This window comes from Bradyrhizobium sp. 613_E4_N2_2 (assembly GCF_052075995.1).
Lineage (GTDB): Bacteria > Pseudomonadota > Alphaproteobacteria > Rhizobiales > Xanthobacteraceae > Bradyrhizobium > Bradyrhizobium barranii.
In genome coordinates, this window is the sequence record NZ_CP197234.1 from 3,312,633 (window position 1) to 3,324,717 (window position 12,085).

12 protein-coding genes and 2 tRNA genes are annotated in these 12,085 nt (G+C 65.4%); 11 read left to right on the top strand and 3 right to left on the bottom strand.

The window, feature by feature from the left end; all coding sequences use genetic code 11:
• Window positions 1-90 precede the first annotated feature (90 nt).
• From AB7290_RS15585 to AB7290_RS15610, 6 genes are read left to right on the top strand one after another with little or no spacing between them, the layout of a single operon-like run.
• Window positions 91-1,011: a branched-chain amino acid ABC transporter permease gene (locus tag AB7290_RS15585; RefSeq protein WP_085404354.1), complete on the top strand. Its 921-nt coding sequence runs from the start codon at window positions 91-93 to the stop codon at window positions 1,009-1,011.
• A 3-nt stretch (window positions 1,012-1,014) separates the two neighbouring features.
• Window positions 1,015-2,058 (top strand): branched-chain amino acid ABC transporter permease, encoded by a 1,044-nt coding sequence (locus AB7290_RS15590; protein WP_085404355.1) that lies wholly within the window; start codon window positions 1,015-1,017, stop codon window positions 2,056-2,058.
• On the top strand, window positions 2,055-2,798 hold the full coding sequence (locus AB7290_RS15595; protein WP_085404356.1) for an ABC transporter ATP-binding protein: 744 nt from the start codon (window positions 2,055-2,057) through the stop codon (window positions 2,796-2,798). Before AB7290_RS15590 ends, AB7290_RS15595 begins: the two co-directional genes overlap by 4 nt.
• Entirely contained in the window at window positions 2,795-3,496 is a 702-nt protein-coding gene (locus tag AB7290_RS15600; protein ID WP_085404357.1) for an ABC transporter ATP-binding protein, read from the top strand. Before AB7290_RS15595 ends, AB7290_RS15600 begins: the two co-directional genes overlap by 4 nt.
• Window positions 3,497-4,144, top strand: coding sequence for an ATP-binding cassette domain-containing protein (locus tag AB7290_RS15605; protein ID WP_085404358.1), 648 nt, complete (start codon window positions 3,497-3,499; stop codon window positions 4,142-4,144).
• A gap of 12 nt (window positions 4,145-4,156) precedes the next feature.
• The gene (locus AB7290_RS15610) at window positions 4,157-5,593 is read left to right on the top strand and encodes an NAD-dependent succinate-semialdehyde dehydrogenase (protein ID WP_085404359.1); all 1,437 of its coding nucleotides are present in this window, start codon (window positions 4,157-4,159) and stop codon (window positions 5,591-5,593) included.
• Between the two features lie 39 nt (window positions 5,594-5,632).
• Here AB7290_RS15610 and AB7290_RS15615 read toward each other — a convergent pair whose 3' ends face one another.
• The 3 genes from AB7290_RS15615 to AB7290_RS15625 form a co-directional block, all read right to left on the bottom strand.
• Window positions 5,633-6,997 (bottom strand): caspase family protein, encoded by a 1,365-nt coding sequence (locus AB7290_RS15615; protein WP_085404360.1) that lies wholly within the window; start codon window positions 6,995-6,997, stop codon window positions 5,633-5,635.
• A 110-nt stretch (window positions 6,998-7,107) separates the two neighbouring features.
• Window positions 7,108-7,746: a glutathione binding-like protein gene (locus AB7290_RS15620; RefSeq protein WP_085404361.1), complete on the bottom strand. Its 639-nt coding sequence runs from the start codon at window positions 7,744-7,746 to the stop codon at window positions 7,108-7,110.
• Between the two features lie 12 nt (window positions 7,747-7,758).
• On the bottom strand, window positions 7,759-8,352 hold the full coding sequence (locus AB7290_RS15625; protein WP_085404362.1) for a cysteine hydrolase family protein: 594 nt from the start codon (window positions 8,350-8,352) through the stop codon (window positions 7,759-7,761).
• Window positions 8,353-8,479: 127 nt separating this feature from the next.
• On the opposite strand from AB7290_RS15625, the gene AB7290_RS15630 reads away from it, so the two are divergent.
• The 5 genes from AB7290_RS15630 to lepB all read left to right on the top strand — a co-directional run bounded on the left by AB7290_RS15630 (window position 8,480) and on the right by lepB (window position 12,042).
• On the top strand, window positions 8,480-9,313 hold the full coding sequence (locus tag AB7290_RS15630; RefSeq protein ID WP_085404363.1) for a LysR family transcriptional regulator: 834 nt from the start codon (window positions 8,480-8,482) through the stop codon (window positions 9,311-9,313).
• Window positions 9,314-9,506: 193 nt separating this feature from the next.
• Window positions 9,507-9,576, top strand: a tRNA-Phe gene (locus AB7290_RS15635).
• A 4-nt stretch (window positions 9,577-9,580) separates the two neighbouring features.
• Window positions 9,581-9,646: transfer RNA gene (locus AB7290_RS15640), tRNA-Asn, on the top strand.
• A gap of 335 nt (window positions 9,647-9,981) precedes the next feature.
• The gene (locus tag AB7290_RS15645; RefSeq protein ID WP_085404364.1) at window positions 9,982-11,133 is read left to right on the top strand and encodes a slipin family protein; all 1,152 of its coding nucleotides are present in this window, start codon (window positions 9,982-9,984) and stop codon (window positions 11,131-11,133) included.
• Between the two features lie 162 nt (window positions 11,134-11,295).
• The gene (gene lepB, locus AB7290_RS15650) at window positions 11,296-12,042 is read left to right on the top strand and encodes a signal peptidase I (RefSeq protein WP_085404365.1); all 747 of its coding nucleotides are present in this window, start codon (window positions 11,296-11,298) and stop codon (window positions 12,040-12,042) included.
• The last annotated feature ends 43 nt before the right edge of the window (window positions 12,043-12,085 follow it).

Consider the following 12,085-nt stretch of genomic DNA (forward strand, 5'->3'; position numbering starts at 1 on the left):
CGTCGTGGAACGAGCGGCGCGCATGTCGCGCGCCGCAGCCCGGGCCTTTGAGGGCTTGGGGGAGCAATGCCAGTTGCGAGAGTCAAAACCTTGTTCGACCTTCTTCCGCATCTCCTGAATGGCCTGACGCTTGGCCTGTTGTTCGCGCTGATCGCGCTCGGCTTCATGCTCATTGTCGGGCTGATGGAGCAGATCAACCTTGCGCATGGGTCCCTGTTCGCGCTCGGGGCCTATGTCGCCATGCAGCTCACCGGACCGCGCCCGCCACTGCCAGCCGATCTTGCCAAAGCGTGGCTCACGCTGCCGCTGGGCTGGCGCTATGCCGCGACGCTGGTGATCGCGCCCGTGATCGTGAGTCTCGTCGGGATGCTGATCGAGCTCTGCATGCGGCGGACCTACGGCAAGGACCCGCTGTACGGGCTTCTCCTGACGTTTGGCGCAGCGATGGTGATCGAGGAGTTGATCCGCCTGGTCTGGGGGACGCGGGACTATGTGCTGCAAGTGCCGTCCGCCATCAATGGCGGCTTCCTGTTCGGCGATCTGATCTGGTCGACCTATCGCTTCTACGCCGCCGGCATTGCGGCGGGGATCATCGGCCTGGTCTGGCTGCTGATCGAAAAGACCTCATTCGGCGCAACCGTCAAGGCCGGCGCTCATGACAGCGAGATCGTCCGGGCGCTCGGCATCAACCTGTCGCGATTGCGGCTGCTGGTGTTCGTGTTCGGCACCATGCTGGCCGCGATCGCCGGCATCATCGTCGCGCCGATCTGGGGCATTCGCCCGCATATGGGCGTGGATGCTGTCATCCCCGCGTTCCTGGTGATCGTGCTCGGCGGCGTCGGCAGCTTTTGGGGCGCCGTCGTGGCGGGGCTGCTGGTTGGATTATGTGTCGGTCTTGCCGGCGCCTACGCGTCCGAATGGTCGCTGTTGTCGATGTACATCCTGCTCGTCGCCGTCGTGACGTTCCGTGCACGCGGCCTGTGGGGCAAGAAAAGCGTGCTCGAGGCCTAGGGAATGATTGTGGGATCAAGTTCTTCATCCGACGCCGCGCGCCTCGTCACGCCGACGATGCTGGTGCTCTGGCTCGTACTTGCAACGGTGCCGCTCTGGATCACGCGGATCGGGCTCTATCCTTATCTCGGGATCGAGATCCTGATCTGGTCGCTCTATGCGCTCGCGTTCAATCTGGTGCTGGGCACGGCCGGACTGCCGTCGTTCGGACATGGCGCCTATTTCGGCATCGGCGCCTATGCGTTCGGGCTGTGCCAGCTCGACATTGTCGCCAATCTCTGGATCTGTCTCGCTGCCGCGGCCGTGGTCGCGGGGCTTGCCGGCGTGCTGGTGGCGCTGTTCATCTCGCATCGGCGCGGCATCTATTATGCCTTCATGACCATCGCCTTCGGCCAGATCTTCTGGACGCTGGCGATCAAGTCGCACCGGATCACCGGCGGTGAGGATGGGCTTCTCAAGATTAAACGGCTGCCGGCCGATTTCGGGCTGGTGTCGTTCGATCTCACCGACAATGTCGCGTTCTACTATTTCGTGCTCGCGGTCTTCGCGGTCGGTACCGCCGTCTTGTGGCGGCTGGTGCACTCGCCCTATGGCCGCGTTGTCGCTGCGATCAGGCAGAGCGAGGTTCGCGCCGCCCATCTCGGCTATAACGTGTGGCTCTACAAGGCGTCGGTGTTTGCGCTGTCGGCGGCCGTGTCCGGTTTTGCCGGCGGACTGTTCGCGATGGCGCAGCTCGCCGCATTCCCTGACGTCATGAGCCTGCATCAATCCGGCTACGTTGTGATGATGACGCTGGTCGGTGGCGGGCTCGTCAGCTTTTGGGGGCCGGTGATCGGCGTGTTTCTCTTCCTCACCGCGCGCGACGTGATCGGCGCGCTGACCAATGCCTGGATGCTCTATTTCGGTCTGCTGTTCATTGCGATCGTGCTGTTCCGCCCCGAGGGCATCGCCGGCGCGCTCTCGGCCGCCGCGCAGCAGCACTCACTCAACGCGCTGCGGCGGCGCGGCACCTCCGCGATGCGACTGCTGGTCGGGGGCGGGCGATGAGCATGATCGAGGCCGCGGGTGTGCACGTCCGCTTCGGCGATCGCGTCGTGCTGGAAAGCGTCGATCTCGCGGTTGCCGAGGGCGAGTTTCACGGCGTGATGGGTCCCAACGGCGCGGGCAAGACCACCTTCTTCAACGTCCTCACCGGCAGGGTGAAGCCGAGCCGCGGCCGAGTCCTGCTCGGCGGCGAGGATGTCACGGGATTGAGCCCGCACCGCATCGCCGCCAAGGGCATCGCCCGCTCGTTTCAGATCATGACCCTGTTCGACGAATTCTCCGCCCGCGACAACGTCATGATGGGCTTGCCCGCGTTTCGCGCCCGTGGCCTCGATATCGCGCGGGCGGCGGCTGGAGACCGCAGGTTTGCCGAGCAGGCGTCCGAAGCGCTTGCTGCGGTGGGGCTTGCCGACAAGGGCGATATCCGCGCCAAGGACCTGTCCTATGGGGACCGCCGAGCACTCGAGATCGCGGTCGCGCTGGCGCAGGCCCCGCGCGTGCTGTGCCTGGACGAGCCGACCTCCGGCCTCGGCTCCGACGGCATGCAGCGGCTGGCCGCTCTGGTGGCGCGCCTGAAGGGCCGGCTGACCATCGTCGCCATCGAGCACGACATGGAGTTCCTGTTCTCGCTCGCCGATCGCATCTCGGTCATCCATTGGGGCCAGGTGGTAGCGCGCGGCACGCCGCACGAGCTGCAGCAGAACGAATGGGTGCGTCGTTCCAATCTCGGGAAGTTCGCATGATCCTCGAACTGGATGGGGTCGATACCTTCTACGGCGAGACCCAGGCGCTGTTCGGCGCCTCGCTCGCTATCGAGCACGCCAAGGTGTTTGCACTGCTCGGGCCCAACGGCGCCGGCAAGACCACGATGCTCCGCTCGATTCTCGGATTGACGCGGCCGCGCCGCGGCGCCGTTCGTTTCGACGGGCATGACGTGACGCGCGATCCGACCCACGAGATCGCGCGCGCCGGCATCGGCTGGGTGCCCGACGACCGGCGGCTGTGCCCGACCTTGTCGGTGGCGCGTAACCTCACCATCGCGCAGAAGCGCACGCGCTTTCGCAACTGGAGCGTCAAGGAGGCCGCCGCGATCTTCTCGCCGCTCGAATATCTCATGGAGCGCGACTGCGAGAACCTGTCGGGCGGCGAGATGCAGATGGTCGCCATCGCGCGCGCGCTGGTCGGCTCGCCGGGACTGGTCCTGTTCGACGAGCCGAGCCAGGGTCTTGCGCCAAAGATCGTCGGCGACGTGCTCGCCACCATTTTGCGCATGAAGGAGGAGGGGATCGCCTCGCTGGTCGTGGAACAGAATGCGGAGATCGCGCTGTCGGTCGCAGACCACGCGGCGGTGATCGATCGCGGCCGGATCGTCTGGACTGGCGAGGCCGCGACCTTGCGCGATGATCGTGGCCTTCGTCAGCGCTTGCTGGGAGTACAATAAGTGGCCGCACCGCTGCTCGTTCTCGATGATGTCCGCAAGGTCTACAGCAGGGGCCGCGTCATCCGCCGTCCGACGTTCACGCTTCAGGCGAACCTGTCGCTGGAGGAGCCGGGCATCGTCGGCGTGGTCGGGCCGAACGGCGCCGGCAAGACGACGCTGTTCGAGATGATGACCGGCTCCAACGCGCCGACCTCGGGGCGCGTGCTGGTCGCGGGCACCGATATCCATGGCGTCAAATATCGCGAGCGCGACCGGCTCGCGATCCACTATCACCAGTCCTATCAGGTCAGGCGGTTCCGCAAGCGCATTCCGTCCGCCTTGCTGGCGCCGTCGCCGACAAAAACGCCGCTGGTTCATTTGTTCGACGAACCGCAGTTCAACCTGCAGGACGGCTATATCGGCTTCATGCTCGATTTCTTCCGCAAGCTGCGCGACGAGGGCAGGCTGGTCATCCTCTGCATGCATCCGACAGCTAGCTGGCACCTCGACATCCTCGCCGAGATCGCCGGGCAATTCCTGTTCGTCGCCGGCGGCGGGGTGACGCGGATGACGGACTTCCGCACGCTCGCCGCCGAGCCGCGCTTCCGCCTCTATCTCGGACCGGAGATGACGCGCGCCGCGGACGCCATCTGTCACAGCTCGACCTAAAAGGAGACTCTGTTGGCCTATTCGAACACGCAGCTTTTCATTGCCGGCAAATGGCGCCCGGCCCATTCTGGCAAAGTGATCGAGGTGCGCAATCCCGCGACCGAGGAGGTGATCGGCATCGTCGCGCATGCTGGCCAGTCCGATCTCGACGAGGCGCTCGCGGCCGCTTCCGCCGGCTTCAAGATCTGGCGCAATGTCGCGCCGTTCGAGCGCTGCCGGATCATGCGCAAGGCCGCCGCGATCATTCGCGAGCGCAATGACGAGATCGCGCCGCTGCTGACGATGGAGCAGGGCAAGACGCTGGGCGAGGCCAGGATGGAGGCGATGGCCGCGGCAGATGTCATCGAGTGGTTCGCGGAGGAGGCCAAGCGCGCCTATGGCCGATTGATCCCCGCGCGCGGCCCCGGCATCTACCAGATCGCGATGAAGGAGCCGGTCGGCCCGGTCGCCGCGTTCACGCCGTGGAATTTCCCGATCAACCAGGTCGTGCGCAAGCTTTCCGCAGCGCTCGCTGCCGGCTGCTCGATCATCGTCAAGGCGCCGGAGGAGACACCAGCTTCGCCCGCGCAGCTCATTCGCGCGTTTGCCGACGCGGGCGTGCCCGATGGCGTCATCAACCTCGTCTACGGCGTGCCGTCGGAAATCTCCGAATATCTGATCCCGCATCCGGTGATCCGGAAAATCTCCTTCACAGGCTCGACCCATGTCGGCAAGCAGCTCAACGCGCTCGCGGGCCTGCACATGAAGCGCGCCACCATGGAGCTCGGCGGCCATGCGCCGGCGATCGTCTTTGGGGATGCCGACGTCACGTCGGCCGCGAAGATCCTGGCGGCGGCGAAATATCGCAACGCTGGCCAGGTCTGCATCTCGCCGACGCGGATGCTGGTGCAGGACGATGTGTTCCGCGAATTCGTCGACAAATTCGTCGACAGCGCCAAGGCGTTCAAGGTCGGCAACGGCCTCGATCCCGAGTCCAAAATGGGCTCGCTCGCCAATCCACGCCGCGTCACCGCCATCGAAGGCATGGTGCAGGATGCCGTCGGCAAGGGCGCCAGGCTCGAGACCGGGGGCAAGCGTGTCGGCAACAAGGGGCACTTCTTCGAGCCGACCGTGGTGAGCGATGTGCCGAAGGATGCGCGCGCGATGAACGAGGAGCCGTTCGGCCCGCTCGCCCTGATCTCCCGCTTCTCGTCATTCGACGACGTGGTCGAGGAGGCCAACCGGCTGCCCTTTGGCCTTGCCTCTTACGCCTTCACCAGCTCGGCCAAGACGGCGGCTGCGATCGGCGCGGCAGTCGAGGCCGGCATGATGTCGATCAACAGCTTTGGTCTGGCGCTGCCCGAGGTGCCGTTCGGCGGCATCAAGGATTCGGGCTATGGCTCGGAAGGCGGCACCGAGGCGATGGAGGGCTACTTCAATACCAAGTTCATCAGCCAGACGGGCGTGTGAGAAGGCGTTGTACGCGAGGCCGCGCGATCATCGCGCGGCTTAGCGCTTGACGAAAACCAGGTTGCAGGCACGCGCCTCGTTGCGCTTTCCGCTGCCACGGGTGCGATCGAACTGCGCATCGACCGTAAAGGCGTAAGGCGAGCCGGGTGCGAGGTTGTTGAGTGTGTAGGTGCTTGCCCCCGTCGTGCCGCGTGCGCTCAAGGTCGTCTTGCCGTCCTGCGGGATCTGGCCGTCGATCTCCAGCCGATTGACACCGCCCGGACCCTGCACCTCGGCGTGAAACACGCCATTGGTCACGGTGGCGACCAGAGGCCTGGTGAAGCCCTGCGCCTTGCCGGAAGCCGGGCAGTTCAACGTCACGTCCCAGCTGCCGTCAAAATCCTTGCTGCCGGTGGTTCTGGCGTTACCGCTCGGCGCGACCGCCACTTTCTGCTTCAGGCCTTCAATGCGTGCCTTGGCGAGGGTGGCGAAGATGCAGTTCGGGAATCTCGCGAGATGATCCTCAAAGGCACCCAGCGTGCCGATGCCCTCAGCAGCCTTCCAGTGCGCCTCGGCGGCCGCGCAGGGATCGGCCTTCGGTGCAGCTTGGGGGGCCGCCGGTGCGACCGTGACCGTTACAGGCCCGTTCAGGTAGAACTTGCCGATGATCGACAGCGAGAGCTCCGGCAGCTGGGTCTTGCCGCTGGAGTCATAGACGTCGCTGCTGATGTCGCGAAAGACGTCGCCGATTTCCTGCGGCTCCTCGATGTGCTTGAGGAACGCGGTCGTGTAGGGGCTGTTGCGGCCGGTGCCGTCGGCGGCGACCTGGCCTGATTGCGTCGAGAACGACACGATCGTGCCGCGCGGCGCCTCGACTTTCGACAGGCCTCGTCCGATCGAGGCGGCGCGGGTCGAGCCGGCAGAGCGCTTCAAGGTTTCGGCCAGCGGATTGTCGCGGCAGGAATCGAGCACGAGGATGCGCAAATTCTTGGCCTGCTGCAAATCGTTCACGATGTCGTCGACCCGCACGAAGCGCTTGAGGTCTGCTTCATCCGTCAGCACGGCGTCGACAGGCATCAGATAGTTCACGCCGTTGTACTGCATGGCATGGCCGCTGTAATAGAACATCGCGACGTCAGCCCGGCTCGCGGCGCGCGCGAAGCGGATGGTCAGGTCCTGCATGTCGGCCTGGCGCAGGTCGATACCCTGGAACACCTCGAAACCGCTGCGCTTGAGCGAGGCTGCGACGTCTTCGGCGTCATGCGACGGGTTGGGAAGCTGCGCTGTAGAGACATAAGCGCCGTTGCCGATCACCAGCGCGACCCGCGTGTCCGCCGATGCGGGGGCAAGGCTCAGCCCAAGACTCAGCCAGAGGGCGAGGAGGGGCAGGAAAAAATGACGCAAAATTCCAGAAGGAGCACGCATGAATGCCTTCCAGGGGAAATATCGAAAAATATCCCCCAGATTAGCGCATGCCGCGTCGGTATCAATGCCCTCGCCGTGGGCCCGTCAGATTTGGCGACCGTGACATCCTGTCACGCCGGGTTTGCCGCCACCGTCTTGCGCAGCTCCATCTCGGTCGCAATCGCATCCCGCACGCTGGGCCGCGCCTGCATGCGCGCGAGATAGGCCGACAGGCTTGGCCATTGCGCGATGTCGACGCCCGCGGGACGGAGCAGCAGCAGGGCCCAGGTGAGGTGAGCATCCGCGACGGTGAAGCTGTCACCGACGAGGAATTCGCGGTCCGCGAGATGCGCCGATGGCACCGCCAATGTCTGCGGGATCCTTGCACGCGGTTTGGCGAGCGAGCCGTCGTCCTTGTACCAGAAGGTCGGAAACAGGAATGCCTTGTGGATCTCGGTGCCGATGAAGCTCAGCCATTCCTGCAGGCGGTAGCGGTCGGGATCGCCGAACCGGGGCGCGAGACCCGCCTCCGGCTTCGCATCGGCGATGTATTGCAGCACCGCCGCGCTTTCGGTCAGCCGTTCGCCGTTCTCCAGCACCAGGACCGGCACCGCGGCCTTCGGCGACACGCCGCGGAAATCGCCGTCGTCGTCGGCGACCGTCTTGGTCCGGAGATGCACCAGATGATAACGCGCATCGAGGCCGGCCTCCATCAGCGCGATGCGGCTCGCAAGCGAGCAGGCCATCGGCGAGAAATAGAGCTGCAGCATCGCGTTGCTCCGTTATTTCAGCGCATCGCCGCGCGCGATGATCGCGAAGCGGTCGGATAGCTCGGCGAGTGCAACCTCGTGGATGGTCCGGGCGTCCAGCGTGCCGCCGCGGCCGTCGGGCAGGTCGCGCGTGGCACAGGCATCGGCGTCAACAGTCGTGCGAAAGCCGAGGTCGAGCGCGGCACGGGCGGTGGAGCTGACGCACATATGCGTCATGAAGCCGGCCAGTACGATGTTCTTCCTGTCGGTTGCGGCAAGGCGCGCCTGCAAATCAGTGCCGGCAAATGCATTGGGCAACTCCTTCTCGATCACCAGCTCGCCGGCACGGGGGCTCAGCTCGGCGACGATGGCGCCACGGTCGGCGCCGCGATCGAACAGGCTGCCGGCCTTGCCGCGATGGGCGATATGGATGATCGCGGCTCCGCTCTCGCGCGCCCGTGCCAGGAGCGCAGCCGCTCGCGCGATCGCGGGCCGGGCGTCGGGCAAAGCGAGGGGACCAGCGAGATATTCGTTCTGGATATCGATCAGCACCAGCGCGGCGTCGCCAAGACGCGGCGGGTCGAGATCGGCACCGGCGAGCTGCAGCAGGGTCTTTGCGGTCGTCATGGTCTGGAAATCTCCGGGGCAAAAGGCTGCACAAACATAGCCCCGGGAATGCCTGCTGATATGCAGGGATATTGCAGCGGGTGGCTGCGATATTGCAGGCCGCTCCCGGCCGGTATAACCTGACGCAATGAACTGGGACGATCTGCGCATCATCGCTGCCGTCAGGGACGAGGGCACCTACGCGGGCGCCAGCGCGCGGCTGCGCATCGACGAAACCACGGTCGGGCGCAGGCTGTCGCGCATCGAGCGTGCGCTCGGTTTGCGTCTGTTCGAGGCGGCCGACGGCGTCCGCAGGCCGACGCGGAGTTGCGAGGCGGTGCTGGCGCATGTCGAGGCGATGGCCGCACATGCCGCCGAGATCGGTCGCGTCGGCGCGAGCCTGGCAGGTCCGGTGGGCCGCCTGCGCATCGCCTCCACCAACACGTTCGCCGAGGAGGTGCTGTCGCCGCGCGCGAGCGACTTCCTGCGCGCCAATCCCGGCCTGACGCTGCAATTCCTCACCTCGAGCGAGAACGTCAAGTTCTCGCGCTGGGAGGCCGATCTCGCCATCCGGCTGCGCAAACCCGACAAGGGTGACTTCGCGATCTCCAGGCTCGGCGAGATCCGCATTTATTATTTCGAGCCTGTTGCGACCGAGGGCGAACCAGTGCTGTGCGCCTATCCGGACGAACTCGGTGCCATTCCCGAGATGCAATTCCTGCGCATGAAGCAACCCCGCGCGCGCTGCGTCACCGACAACGTTCGCGTCATCCGTAACCTGATCCGCGCGCATCGGGCCGCCGGCGTGTTGCCGGAATATGTTTGCGCGGACTTGCTCGGCGATCGCCGCCTGCGCGCCACGCTGCTGCCGAAGCGGCGCGACGCCTGGCTGCTGGTGCAAAACCACCTCAAGCGCGATCCCGCGACGCGTGTGACGATCGACTGGGTGAGGGCGTGTTTTCAGGAAACGTCGCGCGGTTGACGTCACATCGCATTGTGATCATCGCGTCACAGTGCGGAGTGCGTGACGAAAAATCTTGGCTTTCCCCCTTGCAACCCGAACGTGCTTCGTCTATTAGCGCCCTCCTTCGCTAGGCCATGGGTTCGGGCTCTCTGAGATCCCGACTGGCGCGGGCCGCTCTGCGGTTTCGTGTTCCGCCGAATGAAGGGCAAACGCAGGACGTAGCTCATGGAGAGCGTCGGGCTGAACACCCGAAGGCATCGGTTCGATTCCGGTCTCTTGCACAAAGGATAGCTCAGTTTGGTAGAGCAGATGACTGTTACTCATCCTGTCGCGGGTTCGAATCCCGCTCCAGCGCTCCGTTTCAGCCTGAAAAGCTGATACCTCTGACGAGGACCGGACGCGCGCTTCAGTCGCAGTCCGGCCGTTTTGCCGAAAGGCTTTCCGTCCGAACCTAGACACTGTGAGACCGGCTTTGCGCCGCGGGTCGATACCGCTTGCGCTGATGCCGGGTGGCTCCGCATGACCGCTCGACACGCGTCGAGCGATCGCGCGCGTGCGCCCGTCATCATGCAAGCTCAAGCCCCGGCCCGCTGATTTCCCGGGAAGCGTCGTCCGCGTCCTCACGTCCTTTGCAAACGAAACCTGCTGTCCGGCATCCGGCCGGGCGCAAACGAAGGAGGCGTGCCATGACCTGGCACTTGCTGATGCTGAACGTGACGGTGAAGGATGGCGAGCGTGCGTTGCTCACGCGCAACGGACAGCTCGTGCGCGTGCTCGCGCCCGGCAAGCATCGCTTGTTCGATCCCCTGCACGAGCTGAAGGCCGAGGTGCTCGACGTGGTGCGCAGCGAATTCCCCGCGGATCGCTACGCGGTGCTGAAGGCCGCGCGGCCTGATCTGGCCGCTGAGCTGTTCGAGGCGATCGAGACCAAGGCGGACGAGATCGCCATCGTCAGCCTCGACGGCCGGCCCGTGCATCTGATGACGCCCTGGCAGGTGCGCGTCTACTGGAAGGTCGCGACCCGCATCGATGTCGAGCGCATCGATGTGTCCGCCGATCCCCGGGTTGGCGCGCGGCACCTGACCATGATCGAGCGCAACCGCTCGACCGTCGTGATGGAAGCGGTGGTCGAGAACCACGAGGCGGGCCTGCTCTATGTCGAGGGCCGGCTCGTGGAGCGGCTTGCGCCCGGCCGGCACGCCTTCTGGACCGTCGGCCGCAAGATCGAGGTGAAGCGCCTCGACCTGCGGCCCCAGGCGGTCGAGATCACCGCGCAGGAGATGCTGACCAAGGATCGCATCGCGCTGCGGGTGACGCTGACGGCGTTCCGCAGGATCGTCGATCCCGAGCGCACGGTTGCGACCGTGCCCGACGTGGATGCGTGGCTGTACCGGCTGGTGCAGTTCGCGATCCGCGAGGCGGTGGCGGGCCGGACGCTGGACGAGGTGCTGTCTGCGAAGGCGGCGCTGGATGCGGAGCTGCGCGACTATGTGCGTGCACGCGTCGCGGAGTCCGGCATGGAGGTGACCGAGCTCGGCGTCAAGGACGTGATCCTGCCCGGCGAGATCCGGGAGCTGGTGAACAAGGTGGTGGAGGCGGAGCGGGTCGCGAAGGCGAACCTGATCCGTCGGCAGGAGGAGACCGCGGCGACGCGTTCGCTCCTGAACACCGCCCGCCTGATGGAGGACAACCCCCTGCTGCTGCGGCTCAAGGAGCTGGAGTCGCTGGAGCGGCTGGTCGAGAAGGTCGGCCGCATCGACCTCCACGCCGGCAACGGCGAGGGCCTCGATGCCCTCCTGACCCGGCTCGTGCGCCTGAAGGCGCCCGAGATTGCATGAAGCAGAAGGGCCGCCCACGGGCGGCCCTTCACATGTTCATTGTCGACGCTTGCGATGAACGCGTGCGCGCGCCTGTGCGACCAAACCATGCGTGGGTATTGCACGCGCGCGAAGGTTGCGTAATCTCACGGTGACGACCACAATCTCGATCATGGCAAGCGAATGACCACTCTTCAGCAAACGATCCGCCCTACGGCCCGGCCGCGGGAATGGAAGGCGATCGTCGTCCTGATCCTGATGATCCCGGTGCTGTGGTCGCCGCCGTTCCTGTTTCGCTTCTTCCTGTATCAGCCGTTCAACATCCCGTCGGGTTCGATGGCACCGACGCTGATGGTCGGCGACTACGTCTTTGCCGCCAAATATGCTTATGGCTACGGCCGCTATTCCTTCCCTTTCGCGCCGTCCTGGATCTCGGGCCGTGTCTTTGCCGCCGAGCCCGAGCACGGTGACGTCGTCGTGTTTCGCGCGCCAAAGGACACCTCGGTCGACTACGTCAAGCGCGTGGTCGGGCTGCCCGGCGACCGCATCCAGATGCGGCAGGGACAGCTTGTCCTCAATGACAGACCGGTGACGCGCGTCGCGCTCGCAAACGGGCTCGCCGGCACCGCCTGCGGTCTGGATGGCAGCGTCAAGGTCAAGCGCTGGCGCGAGACGCTGCCCAATGGCAATTCCTACATCACCTACGACTGCGTCGAGAACGGCTACTACGACAACACCAATGTCTACACCGTGCCGCCCGGCCATTTCTTCGTGCTGGGCGACAACCGCGACAATTCGAGCGACAGCCGCGTGATGGCAACGATGGGTTTCATCCCGATGGACAACCTCGTCGGGCGGGTGACCCGGATCTTCTGGTCGCTCGATGAAGACGGAGAGCCGCACATGGAGCGGCTGGGGAAGGTCTGGTGAGGGGCCCTGTCATTCCGGGCTCGCGCTCCGCGCGCCCGGGAAT